The sequence below is a fragment of the Devosia chinhatensis genome (assembly GCF_000969445.1).
In the GTDB taxonomy this organism is placed as follows: Bacteria; Pseudomonadota; Alphaproteobacteria; order Rhizobiales; family Devosiaceae; genus Devosia; species Devosia chinhatensis.
This window is the reverse complement of the sequence record NZ_JZEY01000054.1, coordinates 826,328-842,205: the sequence shown is the minus strand read 5'-3', so window position 1 is coordinate 842,205 and position 15,878 is coordinate 826,328. Positions and strand designations below refer to the sequence as shown.

At 63.3% G+C, this 15,878-nt stretch carries 16 protein-coding genes and 1 pseudogene; 8 read left to right on the top strand and 9 right to left on the bottom strand.

All coding sequences use genetic code 11. From position 1 onward, the window contains the following. Positions 1-8: 8 nt before the first annotated feature. From VE26_RS04095 to VE26_RS04085, 3 genes are all read left to right on the top strand, one after another. Positions 9-1,880, top strand: coding sequence for an ABC-F family ATP-binding cassette domain-containing protein (locus VE26_RS04095; RefSeq protein WP_046103873.1), 1,872 nt, complete (start codon positions 9-11; stop codon positions 1,878-1,880). Between the two features lie 111 nt (positions 1,881-1,991). Continuing rightward, positions 1,992-2,795: a DUF4344 domain-containing metallopeptidase gene (locus VE26_RS04090; protein WP_046103872.1), complete on the top strand. Its 804-nt coding sequence runs from the start codon at positions 1,992-1,994 to the stop codon at positions 2,793-2,795. A 42-nt stretch (positions 2,796-2,837) separates the two neighbouring features. Beyond that, positions 2,838-3,662, top strand: coding sequence for a DUF4344 domain-containing metallopeptidase (locus VE26_RS04085; RefSeq protein ID WP_160297793.1), 825 nt, complete (start codon positions 2,838-2,840; stop codon positions 3,660-3,662). Here VE26_RS04085 and VE26_RS04080 read toward each other — a convergent pair. Continuing rightward, the gene (locus VE26_RS04080; RefSeq protein ID WP_046103871.1) at positions 3,655-4,272 is read right to left on the bottom strand and encodes a YitT family protein; all 618 of its coding nucleotides are present in this window, start codon (positions 4,270-4,272) and stop codon (positions 3,655-3,657) included. The genes VE26_RS04085 and VE26_RS04080 overlap by 8 nt on opposite strands. Further along, positions 4,269-4,715: a DNA polymerase III subunit chi gene (locus VE26_RS04075; RefSeq protein ID WP_046103870.1), complete on the bottom strand. Its 447-nt coding sequence runs from the start codon at positions 4,713-4,715 to the stop codon at positions 4,269-4,271. Before VE26_RS04075 ends, VE26_RS04080 begins: the two co-directional genes overlap by 4 nt. Positions 4,716-4,796: 81 nt before the next feature. Between VE26_RS04075 and VE26_RS04070 the strand changes: the two genes are divergently transcribed. The 5 genes from VE26_RS04070 (at position 4,797) to rsmA (ending at position 9,851) form a co-directional block, all read left to right on the top strand. Continuing rightward, entirely contained in the window at positions 4,797-5,870 is a 1,074-nt protein-coding gene (locus VE26_RS04070; RefSeq protein WP_046103869.1) for an LptF/LptG family permease, read from the top strand. Beyond that, on the top strand, positions 5,867-6,940 hold the full coding sequence (locus VE26_RS04065) for an LptF/LptG family permease (protein WP_160297792.1): 1,074 nt from the start codon (positions 5,867-5,869) through the stop codon (positions 6,938-6,940). The genes VE26_RS04070 and VE26_RS04065 overlap by 4 nt, the downstream gene beginning before the upstream one ends. A gap of 90 nt (positions 6,941-7,030) precedes the next feature. Continuing rightward, complete coding sequence (locus VE26_RS04060) at positions 7,031-7,918, top strand: peptidylprolyl isomerase (RefSeq protein WP_046103867.1); 888 nt, start codon at positions 7,031-7,033, stop codon at positions 7,916-7,918. A gap of 89 nt (positions 7,919-8,007) precedes the next feature. Next, a complete protein-coding gene (gene pdxA, locus VE26_RS04055) occupies positions 8,008-9,009 on the top strand; it encodes a 4-hydroxythreonine-4-phosphate dehydrogenase PdxA (RefSeq protein ID WP_152658699.1) in 1,002 nt (333 codons plus the stop codon). Further along, a complete protein-coding gene (gene rsmA / locus VE26_RS04050) occupies positions 9,006-9,851 on the top strand; it encodes a 16S rRNA (adenine(1518)-N(6)/adenine(1519)-N(6))-dimethyltransferase RsmA (protein WP_046103865.1) in 846 nt (281 codons plus the stop codon). The genes pdxA and rsmA overlap by 4 nt, the downstream gene beginning before the upstream one ends. On the opposite strand, the gene VE26_RS04045 is transcribed toward rsmA, so the two are convergent. The 7 genes and pseudogenes from VE26_RS04045 to fabG form a co-directional block, all read right to left on the bottom strand. After that, complete coding sequence (locus VE26_RS04045) at positions 9,848-11,089, bottom strand: MFS transporter (RefSeq protein ID WP_046103864.1); 1,242 nt, start codon at positions 11,087-11,089, stop codon at positions 9,848-9,850. The two genes, rsmA and VE26_RS04045, sit on opposite strands and share 4 nt — an antisense overlap. Positions 11,090-11,188: 99 nt before the next feature. Next, positions 11,189-11,827: a guanylate kinase gene (gene gmk / locus VE26_RS04040; protein WP_046103863.1), complete on the bottom strand. Its 639-nt coding sequence runs from the start codon at positions 11,825-11,827 to the stop codon at positions 11,189-11,191. Between the two features lie 9 nt (positions 11,828-11,836). Further along, positions 11,837-11,953 (bottom strand): annotated as a pseudogene (locus VE26_RS17340) (endoribonuclease YicC domain-containing protein); the annotation flags it as partial. A gap of 61 nt (positions 11,954-12,014) precedes the next feature. Further along, positions 12,015-13,127, bottom strand: coding sequence for an endolytic transglycosylase MltG (mltG, locus tag VE26_RS04035; protein ID WP_046103862.1), 1,113 nt, complete (start codon positions 13,125-13,127; stop codon positions 12,015-12,017). A 146-nt stretch (positions 13,128-13,273) separates the two neighbouring features. Then, positions 13,274-14,536, bottom strand: a complete 1,263-nt coding sequence (gene fabF, locus VE26_RS04030; RefSeq protein ID WP_046104994.1) for a beta-ketoacyl-ACP synthase II — start codon at positions 14,534-14,536, stop codon at positions 13,274-13,276. A 29-nt stretch (positions 14,537-14,565) separates the two neighbouring features. Beyond that, complete coding sequence (locus tag VE26_RS04025; protein ID WP_046103861.1) at positions 14,566-14,802, bottom strand: acyl carrier protein; 237 nt, start codon at positions 14,800-14,802, stop codon at positions 14,566-14,568. A gap of 323 nt (positions 14,803-15,125) precedes the next feature. Continuing rightward, a complete protein-coding gene (gene fabG, locus VE26_RS04020; RefSeq protein ID WP_046103860.1) occupies positions 15,126-15,863 on the bottom strand; it encodes a 3-oxoacyl-[acyl-carrier-protein] reductase in 738 nt (245 codons plus the stop codon). Positions 15,864-15,878: the final 15 nt, after the last annotated feature.

The window sequence follows — 15,878 nt, the reverse complement described above, 5'->3', positions numbered from 1 at the left end:
CCGTCGCCATGTTGAGCATCAATAACCTCACCTATCGTATCCAGGGGCGCGTGCTGCTGGACGAGGCGAGCTTTGTCTTGCCGGACGGCGCCAAGGCCGGCTTCGTGGGCAAGAACGGCACAGGCAAGACCACGCTGTTCCACCTGATCCAGGGCCATATCGGGGCCGATAGCGGCTCGATCGAGGTCAACAAGAAGGCGCGGATCGGCGCGGTCGCACAGGAAGCCCCTGCCGGCGACGAAACCGTGCTGGACGTGGTGCTGGCCGCCGACAAGGAGCGCACGGCGCTGATGGCGGAAGCCGAGACTGCGACCGATCCCGACCGGATCGGCGAGATCTATACGCGGCTGGCCGATATCGACGCGCACACGGCCGAGGCGCGCGCCTCGTCCATTCTCAAGGGTCTGGGCTTCGAGCAGGACCGGCAAAACGCCCCGACACGGCAGTTGTCGGGCGGCTGGCGGATGCGGGTGGCGCTGGCCGCCGTGCTGTTCAGCCAGCCCGACCTGCTGCTGCTGGACGAACCGACCAATTATCTCGATCTCGAAGGCACGCTATGGCTGGAGAAATACCTGGCCACCTACCCCTACACCGTCTTTCTCATCAGCCACGACCGTGACCTGCTCAACAAGGCGGTCAACTCGATCGTGCATCTCGAGCACAAGAAGCTGACCTTCTACAAAGGCAATTACGACACGTTCGAAGAAACGCGCCGCATGCAGATGGAGCTCAACAACAAGAGCCGCGAGAAAACGCTCGACCAGATCGCGCATCTGCAGAAGTTCGTGGACCGCTTCAAGGCCAAGGCGACCAAGGCCAAGCAGGCGCAGGCGCGCGTCAAGATGATCGAAAAGCTGAAGCCGCCGGAGGCCATGTTCGACGAACATGCCGCCCCGTTCCAGTTCCAGCAGCCCAAGGTGGACTTGCCGACCCCTATGATCACGCTCGACGGCGTATCGACCGGCTATGGCGACACGGTGATCCTGCGCAATGTCACCCAACGCATCGACCCGGATGCCCGCATCGCCCTGATCGGGGTCAACGGCAACGGCAAGTCAACCTTCGCCAAGCTCCTAGCGGGCGATATCGGGGTGATCGACGGCAGCCTCAAGATCAACAAGAAGCTCAATATCGCCCATTTCGCCCAGCACCAGATGGACAAGCTCAAGCCCGAGCAGACGCCGCTGGAGCACGTCACCGAGCTGATGCCGCTCGACAGCGAGGCCAAGCGACGCAGCCGGCTCGCGCAGATGGGGCTGACCACGAGCCGCATGGATACCAAGGCCAAGAGCCTTTCGGGCGGCGAGCGGGCGCGGCTGCTGATGGGGCTCATCACCTTTTCGGGGCCCTCGATGATGATCCTCGACGAACCGACCAACCATCTGGATATCGATAGCCGTGACGCTCTGGTCTATGCGCTCAACGACTACCAGGGGGCAGTGCTGATCATCAGCCACGACCGGCACCTGATCGAGGCGACCTGCGACACGCTGTGGATCGCCGAGAACGGCACGATCCGCGAGCTCGACGAGGATCTCGACAGCTATCAGCGCAGCATCACTTCGGGCAAGGACAGCAAGGGGAATGGCGCGACAGCGTCCGGAGAGCGCAAGCAATCGCGGCAGGAAGCGGCGGCGCGGCGGGCTGAGCTGGCCCCACTCAAGAAGTCCATCAGCGATGCCGAGACCAAGATGAAACGGCTGCGCACCGAAATCGACAAGATCGAGGCGCAACTCAACGATCCCAAGGTCTATAACGGGCCACCGGACAGAATGATCGCCCTGGGCAAGGACAAGGCCCGGTTCGGCAGCGATCTCGAGGCCATCGAGGAAACCTGGCTGGAACTGAGCGCGGAGCTCGAAGAGGCCGAAAGGGCCTGAGGCAGGCGGGACTGGGGCGCTCTGCCCACAGGCTTTACCAAAAGCCCGAGAGGTCGTTGACAGGCGATGCCCCTCTGGCCTTTGCTGGCGGGACTGACCTGGAGGGCAAAGATGCGGCGTCTGTTCCTGATCGTCACGGCCCTCATGCTGGCCCTGGCCGGGCCGGCCCAGGCTGATCCGCTGGCCGGATTGTCCAAGAGCGAGCGCGCCGACACGCTGCGCTTTGCGGTCAATAACAGCCTCTTCACGCTCTATCACGAGGTGGGGCACCTGCTGATCGACCGGCTAAAGCTGCCGCTGCTCGGCCGGGAGGAGGATGCGGCGGACAACATGGCGACCTGGATGCTGCTGCAAAAGCGTACGCCGGACGCCAATCAGGCGCTGGAAGACGCAGCGTCAGGCTGGATGATCTCGGGCAAGATCTATGGCGACGCCTATGACGACGAAGATTATGCCGCCGGCTATACGCCCGACCGGCATCGCTCGATGCAGATCGTCTGCCTGATGGTGGGCGCGGATGGCCCGGCATTTCGCCCGGTGGCCAACTCCTACTCGATGCAGGCGGATCGCCAGCGCAGCTGCCATTTCGACTATGAGGTGCTCGATCGCTCGATGCGGGCTTTGCTCGACAATCCGGGAACGGGCACACAGGTGGACGTGCGATACCACAATGGCGGGCAGCGGCTGCGCACGGCGGAACGGATCTTCCGCAGCAGCGGCATCTTTGACAGCGTGGCCGAGGAGGTCCGGCGCGGTTATCGCATGGAGGGTCGCGTCAAGTTCACCGCGCGGCGCTGTGGCGAGCCCAATGCATTCTATGACCCCGAAACGGTCGAGGTGATCTTCTGCTACGAACTGGTGCAGGATTTCCTGCAAATGTATGTTGACGAATTGCCCGAGATCAGCCGGAAATAGGGCATGTGCGCAGCGGGGGCGCTGTGTGAGGGAATGAAATCCATGACGCTGAAACTTGCGGCTGCGGCCGCTTTTTTGTGCCTGGGACTTGGCGCTGCGCCAGCCCATGCGCAGGACGACGCGGATGCCGAAATTCTGGGCGAGGCCATGACCTTCGCCATGCATGACGCGGCGTTCACGATGTATCACGAGATCGGGCACATGCTGGTGGGCGAACTGGGCCTGCCGGTGCTGGGCAAGGAAGAAGATGCGGTCGACGCGCTGGCCACGATCTGGCTGCTCGAATTCGACGAGGCTGAGGACAGCTACGATGCTCTGATCAACGCCGCCGATGGCTGGTATTTCAACGCCGTCAATTCGACGGGGTCGGGCGTGGACGAGTTCTCCTATTATTCGGACCATAGCCTCGATATCCAGCGCGCCTATGCCATGGTGTGCATGATGGTGGGCAAGGACCCCGAGGCCTTTGGGGAAACCGCCGATATCTACGAGATCGACGCCGAGCAGCAGGAAGCATGCGGCTATACCTATGAACAGGCCTTCACCTCATGGATGAAGCTGCTCGACCCCTACCTGATCGAGGGCGATGACGTCTCACAGGTGGAAGTGGTCTACGAGGATGCCGGGGAATACGAGGATTTTGCCGAGGCGCTCAAGACCTCGGGGATAATGGACTATGCCGCCGACACCGTGGCCGCGAGCTTCAACCTGCCGGGCAAGGTGACGTTCCGCGCTACCCAATGCGGAGAGGCCAATGCCTTCTACAGTCCCAGCGACAGCGAGGTGATCTATTGTTACGAGCTGGCCGAGCAGATGTTCTACATGTACCTCTACGACATCGTCGGATGGGGCGACACGGCTAACTGAAACCCACATAGCGGTCGCGCCGGTGGTTGAGCGCGATGATCATGTTGAGCACCAAAGCGCCCAGGATCGAATAGAGCACGCGATCAAAGGGCAGGATGAAGAAGGCCGCCACGAGAATGCAGGCATCCACGCCGAGCTGAAAATAGCCGGCGCGGATGCCGAAATTATCCTGAAGAAAGAGCGCCAGGATATTGATGCCGCCGACACTGGCCTTGTGGCGGAAGAGCGACAGTATGCCCAGCCCGATCAGCCCGCCGCCGGCAAGGGCCGCAAAGAGCGGCTCGATGCGTTCGATGCCGATCCAGCCGGGCACCTGACCCGCAAAGAGCGATACCAGCGCCACGCTGGCAATGGTCTTGAGCGCAAAGGGCAGGCCCATGCGCAGGAAGGCCAGCGCGTAGAACGGCAGGTTGATGCCGAAAAAGAGCAAGCCGAAGGGAATACCGGTGGCATATTGCAGAAGCAGCGCAAGCCCGGCCGTGCTGCCGGTGGCCAATTGCGCCTCGGCGTAAAAGGCGATGCCCAGCGACACCAGCGTCGTGCCGATGAAGATGGCGAAGATGTCTTCGTACCAGCGGTGATGGCTGGGCGAGGAAAGGTCGGGCGTCATGCTTTTTTCACCCAGCGTCCGCTGTCTTCCTGTTGCCAATAGGTGACGTCGTTGCCCTCGCGCATGGCCCGCCAGGCAAGGCGTGCCTCGGCCAGGGCATCGGGGTCGTGGCCCGAGAACATGAAGACGAGGCGATCATAGCCCTCGGACGATTGCGGGACGGCGCGATCGACAAAGAAGCGCACATTGGCGCCGTTTGGATTGTCGGAAGCAGTGGTCAGAAGGATGGGCTGATGGGCGTCGGTTTCGTCTCCGGCGAGCCCGTGGGGCAGGAAACTGTCGTCGCGAAAGGTCCAGAGATGGGCGTCCAGCGCCTCTGCCCGTTCGGGGGAACCGACCTCGACCACGGCACGCCAGCCGCGCTCCAGCGTTTTTTCGAGAAGCAGGGGAATGACGGCCTCCAATGGGCGCGATTCGAGGTGATAGAAGAGCACTTCAGCCATGAACGCATCTTAGCCTGCGCCCAAGACTTCCACCAGCGCCGGGATTGTCTGGCGGCGCAAACTGCACCAAGGTGCGCCGCCATGAGAAAGCTCACTGCCTATCTGACCCGCCTGTTCGCCGTGGACGCCATGATCCTGTTCGGAATCGTGTGCGTGCTGCTCTGGCTGGTCAATTGCCTGCGCTCCTTCGAGGTGGTGTCGGTCAAGGGACAGGGCTTCGGCACGCTGGCCCTGCAGGCGCTCTACACCATGCCGCCGCTGGCCTTGTCGTTCTTCTATATCTGTGTGGGCATCGGCATGGTGCGGGCGCTGATGGCCCTGCAGAACAGCCATGAGCTGCACATCATCCATACCTCGCACGGCCTCTCCGGCCTCTGGCGCGCCACCCTGTCGACCATGGCGGCAGGCTCGCTCGTGGCCATGCTGCTGGCGCATGTGGCCGAGCCCTGGGCAAACCGGCAGCTCAACGTGCTGTCATCGAGCATTGCGGCAGACCTCGTCAGCTCGACGCTCAAGCCCAATCGCTTCACCCAGGTGACGCCGGGCGTGGTGCTGCTGATCGGTGGCCGCGAGGATGGCGGGCTGATTTCGGAATTCTTCGCCGATGATCGGCGCGACCCCGAGACGCGCCGCACCTATATCGCCGAATCGGCGCGCGTCATGGCGCTGGACGACGAATACATTCTGCAACTCCAGAATGGCACGCTGCAATACAGCGCCGACGACGGCCGCTATTCGGAAATCCGATTTGCCCGTTACGACATCAATGTCGAAAGCCTCAGCCAGCAGACGGCCTTCGTCAATCCGTTGCTGGAACGGAACAGTTTCGAGCTGCTGGGCAGCGGCCTTTCATCAGGGGAATGGTCGCCCGAAGCGGTGACCCTGCTGCTGAACCGCAGCGCCGAAGCCCTGCGGGTGATCGGTCTCTGCCTGTTCGTGCTGGCCATAGCGGGCTTTCCCAGCGGGCGGCGGGCCCGGTTCCGTCTGCCCCTCGAGGCCGTGGTCCTGCTGGTGGGCTTTGCCGAGCGCGGCATCGGCTCCTACAGCCCGCTGGGCACGGGAACCGGCGCAATCCTTCTGATCCTGATTTCCGCCATGGTGCTGGCCATACGCTTCCGGCCGCGCAGGCCAGTGCAGGAGGCGCTGCAGGCATGATGAACCGCATCGATCGACTGGTTCTGGCACGGATCGGCAGTCGCGTCCTCATGACCGTGTTCATTTTCTACGGGATCATTGCGCTCGTGGAATCGCTCGACACCTGGCGGTTCAACTATGTGGCCGAGCAGCGGGGCCTGCCGACTGCGATCCTGATGGTGGCCATGAGCGCAGTGCGCTGGACCATCAAGACGCTGCCCGTCACCGTGCTCATGGGCGGCATACTGGGCCTTGCGGACCTCAAGGCGCGGCACGAACTGACGGTGATCAAGGCCAGCGGCATTTCCATCTGGCGCGTGCTGCGAGCCCCCGTCGCTGCGCTGGTGCTGGTGAGCTTCGTGATCGCATTGGGCGCCGAAACCATCAGCACGCAGATCAACCGCGAGCTCAGCCCCACTCCGCCCGGTCAGGCGGCGCAATTGACCCCGCCTGGCGAGATCTGGCTGGAGCAGCGCAGCGGTGACGTCCATTATGTGCTGATGGCACGCAGCATGGCGCCCGGAGGCGCCGCCCTGGGCAATGTCACCCTATTCCATATGGGCGAAAGCGAGGTCGCCCAGATCGAGGCGGACGAAGCATTTCTGTCGAATGGCGCCTGGCACATGCCCTCGGCGCTGGTCCGCACCGCCAATGCCGCACCGCGTCGCGTCAACGACATCAGCGTGCCCACGACATCCTCGGCAGCGGAGATCGACCTCAAGACCGCCTCAACAGAAGACCTCACCTTTTTCGAGCTGGCGGAATTGCTGCAGCGCGGCGTGGCAGATCCCTCGATCCGGGCCGCCACCAGCATGCGGCTGATCAAGCTGCTAGCCCTGCCGCTGGTCTTGACCGGATCTCTGCTGATCGCCTTCGCCTTCACGGCGGGCTATAGCCGCAACACCCAGTTCGGCCCCGCCGTGCTTTATGGGGTGGTGCTGGGCTTTGTGGTCTTCATCATCACCGAAATGGCCGACCGAGCAGGTTCGACAGGCGTGCTGAGCCCGACATTTGCGGCCATCGGGCCGGCAATTGTCGCGATCGTGATTGGCCTCACCGTTCTGCTTTATAAAGAAGATGGGTGGACGTAACCGGTCCGGATTTTGGCCGTATTCGTCGCCCAATTGACAGCAAGGACCGGACGCCGCATTGAAGGCGTCACGAAACGAGCGGACCCGACCATGACATTTGCAGATCTTCGGCGCCCAATCGCCGCCCTGTTCCTGGCCCTGACCGTTGCCAGCACTGCTGCCCTGCCCGCCTATGCGGCGACCGTTGTCACCGTCAATGGCGAAGCCATCAGCGACGTCCAGGTGGACCAGCGCATTCGCCTGTTCCGCATGGAAGGCAATAATACGGGACGCAACGGCGCGCTCGAACAGCTGATCACCGAAGCGATCCAGTTGCAGGAAGCCGCACGCCTGGGCATCTCCGTTTCCAACTCGCAGGTGGACGAGGCCTTCCTCCAGATCGCGCGCAACCTGAACATGAGCCGTGACCGGCTGCAGCAGATGCTGCAGCAGGGTGGCGTGAACAGCGATTCCCTGCAGGCGCGCCTGCGCGCTGCCATTGCCTGGAATGCCGTTGCCGAACAGGCCATCATGCCGAGCGTGCAGATTTCGGAGCTTGAACTGGACCAGCAGGCTGCCCAGAAAGTCGCCGACTACCAGAACTTCGATTACATCCTCAAGGAAGTGACCTTTATCGGCAATGGCCGGTCGGGCCAGGCGAACAATTACCGCGCCAACTTTGCCGGCTGCGATGGCGCCGTGCAATTGTCGCTGACCTATAATGACGTTGCGGTGGTCGATATCGGCCGCCGCCACGCCACGCAGATGCCTGATGCGCTCGCCCGGGAACTGGCGGGGCTCAATGTGGGTGGCCTTACCAAGCCGCGCGCTGTCGAATCCGGGCTTTCGATGCTGGCCGTGTGCGAAAAGGTGCAGGCCCAGGACCTGACCTTCGTCAAGGGCGGGCTGCGTGAGGAAGCCGGCAGCCAGGCCTATGAGCAGGAAGCCAAGGCCTATCTCGACCGCCTTCGTGCCAACGCCAAGATCATCCGCAACTAAATCCCGGCGGGGCCCGAAGTCCCGCCCTGAATTTCGAAACAGCCGAGCGCAGCCGCAGATCCTGCGGCTGCTTTTGCATTGGGGGCAAGATGAAGGCGCCATTGGCCGTGACGATGGGCGAGCCGGCCGGGATCGGGCCGGACCTGATCCTGACGCTGTTCGCCGAGCGGCACCGGCGCAACCTGCCCGCCTTCATCGTTTTCGGACATGCCGGATTTCTCGCTGCCCGCGCGCGGCGACTGGGCCTCGACATCGCAATTGTTGAATGCACGCCGGCCGACGCAGGGAGCCTATTCGCGGACAGGTTGCCGGTCTTCCCAATTGCCGGCCATGTGGTCGACCGACCGGGCGACGCCGACGCGGCGGCCGCTCCGGTGGTGATTGCAGCCATAGAGGCGGCGGTTGCGGCGACGCTGGCCGGGGCATGCCGGGCCGTGGTGACAGCGCCGATCAACAAGGCGGCACTCTATCAGGCCGGTTTCCGCCATCCGGGGCATACCGAATTTCTGGCCGACCTGACGGCGCAGGGTGGTGTACCGAAGCTGCCGGTGATGATGCTGGCGCACGGCGATCTGCGCACCGTGCCGCTGACCATCCATGTGCCGATCAAGGACGTACCGGGACTGGTAACCGGGCCATTGATCGTCGAGACGCTTGCAGTGATGGCAGAAGACCTTCGCCGCCGCTTCGGCATCGCCGCACCGAAAATCGCGGTGGCGGGGCTCAATCCGCATGCGGGCGAAGACGGCGCCATCGGGCGGGAAGATGTCGAGATCATAGCTCCGGCCCTGGCACTGGCGCGCGCGGGGGGGATTGACGCGGTGGGCCCCCTGCCCGCCGACACGCTGTTTTATCCGCCGCATTGGCGTCAGTTCGACGCGGTGCTGGCCATGTATCACGATCAGGCGCTGATCCCGATCAAGACCGTGGCCTTCGATGCCGGGGTGAACGTGACGTTGGGCCTGCCCATCGTGCGGACGTCGCCCGACCATGGCACGGCATTCGGACTGGCGGGCAGCGGAAAGGCATCGCCATCGAGCTTTTCAGCGGCTATCGAGATGGCACACACAATGACGATGCAGGAAGCATGAGCCAGATCGACAACCTCCCGCCCCTGCGCGACGTGATCGCCACCCATGGCTTGCGCGCCAAGAAAGAGCTGGGGCAGAATTTCCTGCTCGATCTCAACCTGACCGCCCGCATTGCCCGGGTCGGCGGATCGCTCGAGGGCGTGCGGGTGATCGAGGTGGGCCCGGGCCCCGGCGGGCTGACGCGGGCGCTGCTGGCGGAAGGCGCAAGGGAAGTCATCGCCATCGAGCGGGACGCGCGGGCGCTGCCGGCATTGGCGGAAGTGGCCGACGCCTATCCTGGTCGGCTGACCGTCATCGGCGGCGATGCAATGGACATCGATTATCGCACGCTGGCCAATGGACCGACGCGGCTGATCGCCAACCTGCCCTATAATATCGGCACGCAATTGCTGACCGGCTGGCTGACGCTGGAGCCCTGGCCGCCGTTTTTCGAAAGCCTGACGCTGATGTTCCAGCGTGAAGTGGCCGAGCGGATCGTCGCCCGTCCCGGCGATGACGCCTATGGACGGCTGGGTGTGCTCGCCGGCTGGCGCAGCGAGGCGCGCATTGCATTCAATGTGGGGCGCCAGGCCTTCGTGCCCCCGCCCAATGTCACCTCGGCCGTGGTCCATATCGTTCCCAAGCCGGTCGAGCCGGACCTGCCGGTCAAACTGGTGGAGCAGGTGACCAAGGCCGCCTTCGGCCAGAGGCGCAAGATGGTGCGGCAATCGCTGAAATCACTGGGCGTGCCGGTCGAGGGACTTCTGGCCGCTGCCGGGCTCAAGGGCGATGAGCGGGCCGAAGACCTGCCGATCGAGGCATTTCTGGCCATGGCCCGCGCCCTGCCCGGCTTGCGGGGCTAGACCCCGCCCGGCGGCAGGGGCGACACGGGCGTGTCGGGCACTGGCAGCGGCGCGACAAAGGCCAGCCGAATGGCCACGAGAAGTGCCAGCAGCGCCGCGCCGCCGCTGACCAGCATGACGCCGGGCCAGGCCCAGGCTGTCCAGGCATAGCCGCCCAATGTCCCCAGGATCGACGCGCCCAGATAATAGGCCACGAGATAGATGGCCGATGCCTGTGCCTTGCCGATGCGCGCCCGCCGGGTCACCCAGGCGCTGGCGACACCATGGGCGGCGAAAAAGCCGATGGTCGCGATGGCTAGGCCAATGATGATGACAGGAGTCGAAGGGATGGCCGTGATGGCGACACCCAAGCCCTGGAGCGCCACCAGCCCCCAGAACACCTTGCGTCGGCCCAACCGCTGCGACAGTCCGCCGGCCCAGGTGGAACTGGCACTGCCCAAGATATAGACGAGGAAGATGGCGGCGATGGCCGAATGGCTGAGCAGGAATGGCGGCAGAGCCAGGCGGAAGCCCGCGTAATTATAGAGCGTCACGAAGCCGCCCATGAGCAGGAACGAGGCCGCGAACAACCAGGGCAAGGCGGCATCGTCGAAACTGGCGCGGCAGCGGCGCCAGAGCTCGGGCAGGCGAATAGGATCGCGCAGCGAATGGCGTGGCTGCGGCAGGAGCAGCGCCACGGCAAGGGCCGCGAGAAGGATCAGCGCGGCCAGGATGCCGGTGCCCAGCCGCCAGCCGAGAAGATCGGACAGGATGCCGGAAATGACCCGACCGGCCATGCCGCCCAGGGCCGTGCCCCCGATATAGAGGCCCATGGAAAAGCCCAGAGCCTCGGGGTCCATTTCTTCGGAGAGGTAGACCATGGCGACGGCAGGGATGCCGGCAAGGGTTACGCCCATGAGCGTGCGCAGAGTGATGAGCTGCCACCAGACCTGTGTCAGCGGCAGGAGGCAACCCAGCGCTGCGGTGATCAGCAAGGCGCCGACAATGAGGCGCCGGCGACCGAGCCGGTCGGCGAGCATGCTGGCGGGGATCAGGGCCATGGCCATGGTCGCCGTGGTTGCCGAGAGCGCCAGCGAGGCCGTACCGGCGTCCCGCACCCAATATTGCGCGAACATCGGCAGAAGCGGCTGCACGGAATAGAGCGAGGCAAAGACCGAGAAAGCCGAGAGGAAGAAGGCGATGTTGGCCCGGATGAAGGCCGGCGTGCCGCGACGGATGGCAGGAGCCTGGGCTGTCACGAGGTCATTCCCGCGACGGTGGGGGTCTCCATATTTCCACCCGTCCCGACAAAGGCGCCTGCCGTCATCAGTCGGTGGGCACGGGGCGATATCATCTTCTCAGAGAGAATCGATCTGGCTCTGCAAGTCCTTGACGAAACTTGCCAAATCGACCTGACGTTCACGCTTGAGGCGCGAGGACGCAAGGATGGACCGGACGTTCTGGACCGACTGTTCAAGATCGTTATTGATGATGACATAGTCGTATTCACTGGCGTGATCGAGCTCAATCCGGGCGTTGCGCAGGCGCTTTTCGATCGTGCCGACGCTGTCCTGAGCGCGCCGCTCCAACCGGGCCCGCAATTCCAGGATCGTGGGCGGCAGGATGAAGACCGTCACCATGTCGGCGCGGCACTTTTCGTAGAGCTGCAGGGTGCCTTGGTAATCCACATCGAACAGGATGTCGTTGCCCGCCGCCAGCTGTTCCTCAACACGGGCCCGCGGCGTGCCGTAGAAATTGCCGTGAACCTCTGCGGATTCGAGCAATCCGCCCTCGTCGCGCATGCGCCTGAAGGTCGACTCGTCGACGAAGTAATAGTGGGTGCCCTCGACCTCGTCGCTGCGACGAGCGCGCGTCGTGACGGAGACGGACAGGCGGATATTGGGATCCTGCTGGAACAGCGATCGCGAAATGGAGGATTTTCCGGCACCCGAGGGAGAGGCAATCACCAGCATGACGCCGCGGCGCTGAAATTCCATTGGAGCACTCTATTCGATGTTCTGAACCTGCTCGCGTAGTTGATCGATCGCCGCCTTGAGGTCAAGACCGATGGCGGTCAGCTCCACCGCGTTCGACCTCAACCGAAGTCTGCCGGCTCCGCGATTGCATTCCCGGCAGCCTGCCCGTCAGCGCCGGGAGAGCCGATCAAGCTCGCAAGCGACGCGGTTACTGCGCGTCGGGGGCGTCTTCGGCCTCCTCGGCTTCCAGCGTCTGGCGGGCCGATTCTGCATCCGCCTCGGCCTGTGCCGCCGCTTCCGCCGCTATAGCCCGATAGGCAGCGACATTGCGCTGATGATCGGCATAGGTCTCGGCAAAGACGTGGCCTTCGCTGGGCGTAGCGCCCTTGGCGACGAAGTAGAGGTAATCGTGACTATCGGGATTGGCCACGGCCCGCAGCGCATCGATGCCGGGATTGGCAATCGGCGTGGGGGGCAGACGGTCGATCTGGTAGGTATTATAGGCGGTTCGCTCCTCGATTTCGGAGCGACGAATGCCCCGATCGAGCGTCGTCTGGCCCAGTGTGATGCCGTAGATGATGGTGGGGTCGGACTGCAGCCGCATCCCCACCCGCAGGCGATTGACGAAGACGGCCGCGACCTGCGGACGCTCGGAGGCAACGCCGGTTTCCTTTTCGACGATGGATGCCAGGATCAGCATTTCAGCCGGAGATTCCAGTGGCAGATCGGCTTCGCGGGTTTCCCAGACTTCCGCCAGGGCCTGTGTCATGGCCAGCTGCATCTTGTCGAGCACGGACTGACGCGTATCGCCTGGCGTATAGTCATAGCTGCCCGGAAGGATGGAGCCCTCGGGCGGCAATTGGTCGATCGAACCGGTCAGGCGGTCGTCGGCATTGATACGCTGGATGGCCTGCCAGACAGTCCAGCCCTCGGGAATGGTGACCGCATAGCGCAGCGGATTGCCCTGGGTGAGCTCGGTAAAGATTTCCGCCATGCTGGCGCCGGCGGGAATTCGGAAATCGCCGGCCCTGATGACTGTGTTGTCTTCCACGCGGCTGCCGAACTGGCTGAAAATCAGCGAATTACTGATGAGCCCCTGCTCTTCCAGACGGGTCGCAGTGCTGGACAGGGACGAGCCGGTCTCGACACGGAAGACCCGCTCTTCGGGAGCCGGGCCGTCGCCGTAATATTGCGAAGCCACGAAGATGAAGCCCCCGGCGACGACAACGAGGCCGATCACCAGAAGGGTCAGGAAACCATTGAGGATATCGACAAGGGCGTTGCCTGAACGGCGGCGGCGCCGTTTTTTGCGGTCGTTCATCGTTTCCGTTTCACTCGCAATGGGTCACTTGGGCCAAGCAACCGCTCTTTATTATCTTTTTCGCCAAACTGTGGCGAAGCGCCGACAAAGACAAGGGGCACATGGCGGTTAAGCGCCATGTGCCCCCATCAAATTCGCAGTCGTGATCAGCTGACCTTGCGCATGACCAGCGTGGCATTGGTGCCGCCAAAGCCGAAGCTGTTGGAGAGCGCCACGTTGATTTCCTTCTTCAATGCCGTGTGCGGCACGAGATTGATCTCGGTCTCGACAGAGGGATTGTCGAGGTTGAGCGTGGGCGGCGCGACGTTGTCACGCATGGCCAGAAGGCAGAAGATCGCTTCGACCGAACCGGCAGCACCCAAGAGGTGGCCGATGGCCGACTTGGTGGAGCTCATCACCGTCTGGGGCGCAGCATCGCCCAGGACACGGGTGACCGCGCCCAGTTCGATTTCGTCCCCCAGCGGCGTCGAGGTGCCGTGGGCGTTGATGTAGTCGATATCGGCGGCAGAAATGCCGGCCCGCTTGATCGCCGCGCTCATGGCCCGGTAACCACCATCGCCATCGGGCGAAGGCGCGGTGATGTGATAGGCATCGCCCGACAGGCCATAACCGATCACTTCGCCGTAGATCTTGGCGCCGCGGGCCTTGGCCCGCTCATAATCCTCGAGGACCACAATGCCGGCGCCCTCGCCCATGACGAAACCATCGCGGTCCTTGTCATAGGGCCGCGAGGCGGCTGTGGGATTGTCGTTGAAACCGGTCGACAGAGCGCGGGCAGCGGAGAAGCCAGCCAGCGACAGGCGGTTGACGCAGCTCTCTGTGCCACCGGCGACCATCACGTCCGCATCGCCCATGGCGATGAGGCGCGCGGCGTCGCCAATGGCGTGAGCGCCAGTGGAACAGGCTGTGACCACCGAATGATTGGGGCCCTTGAGGCCAAAGCGGATCGACACATGGCCAGAAGCCAGGTTGATCAGACGGCCCGGAATGAAGAAGGGCGATATCCGGCGGGGACCCTTTTCGTGCAGGGTCACGGAGGCATCATAGATGCCGCCGACGCCGCCGATCCCCGAGCCGATCAGAACGCCGGTGCGCTCCTGCTCCTCGGGGGTCTTGGGCTCGACGCCAGCATCCTGAATGGCCTGAGTGGCCGCAGCCATGGCATAGACGATGAAGGGGTCAACCTTGCGCTGCTCCTTCACTTCCATCCATTCGTCGGGGTTGTACTTGCCATCGGCATAGTCCCCCAGCGGCAGACGGTGAGCGATCTGGCAGGCAATATCGTCGACCTCGAAGTCGTCGATACGCTTGGCACCACTCTTACCGGCAAGAATGTTGGCCCAGGTCGGCTCAACACCACAGCCAAGAGGCGTGACAAGCCCCAGTCCGGTTACGACGACTCGGCGCAATTCCATGGTCAGCGGCCTAGCCCCAGCTCTTAGCTGGTTGCCTTGGTGAGGAATGCGACCGCATCACCGAAAGTCTGGATCGACTCGGCGGCGTCATCGGGGATCTCGACGGAGAATTCTTCCTCGAAAGCCATCACCAGCTCGACCTGATCCAGGGAGTCAGCACCCAGATCGTCGATGAAGCTGGCCTTTTCGGTGACCTTCTCGGCATCCACATTGAGGTGTTCCACAACGATCTTGCGGACCCGATCAGCGACATCGCTCATATTTGACTTCCCTTTTAGAAATCGAAGTTTCGTTTCGCTTCTTATTGGCGATGCGCCAATTCTTCAAGCGGTGTTGGCTTGCCTGAGCCAATGTAAGCGGCCTTGTAAGCGCCTGCAAGGCGATCCGGCAAGGGTAAACGCGGCGCGAAGTAACATGTTTCGCCCCTGCAAGCCAACCGCCTTTGTCCCGGTTTCCAAGGCTTTCGCAGAGATAGAGGGCCAAGAACCCCTTTTGTCCGCTGTCGTTAGCGGGGGAATGACCCCGTGGGAAACGGGGGGCTGGTCGAGAGAGGTTCTTTCGGCCAGCGCCACCGTTCCAGCCGTCAGATCATGGCCATGCCGCCGTTCACGTTCAGAGTATGGCCGGTGATGTAGGCCGCGGCATCGGAGGCAAGGAACACGGCGCAGGCGGCCACTTCCGGGGCCGTGCCAAGCCGGCCGGCCGGCACTGTGGTCAGGATCGACTCGCGCTGCTTGTCGTTCAGTTCGTCCGTCATGGCCGAGGCGATGAAGCCGGGCGCGATGGAATTGACGGTGATGTTGCGGCTGGCCACTTCATAGGCGAGGGCCTTGTTCATGCCGATCAGGCCGGCCTTGGAGGCGGCGTAATTGCCTTGCCCCGGATTGCCCATGACCCCCACAACCGAGGAAATGCCGATGATGCGGCCCCAGCGGGCCTTCATCATGCCGCGCAGGACGGCGCGATTGAGGTGGAAGGCTGCCGTGAGGTTGACGGCGATGACGTCGTCCCATTCCTCATCCTTCATGCGCATGAAGAGGTTGTCGCGCGTCATGCCGGCATTGTTGACCAGGATGTCGACGCCACCCATGGCCGCTTCCGCGGCAGGCACGAGCTTGTCGACCTCATCGAGCCTCGAGAGGTTGGCAGGGAGAATCGGGCAATCCTTGCCAATCTCCTTGGCCGTATCCTCGAGTGCACCGACGCGGGTGCCGGACAGGGCCACGGTGGCGCCGGCAGCAGCCAGCGCCTTGGCGATTTCACGGCCGATTCCGCCGCTGGCGCCTGTCACAAGAGCGCGTTTACCAGTCAAATCAAACATTTAGAGCCTCTTGCG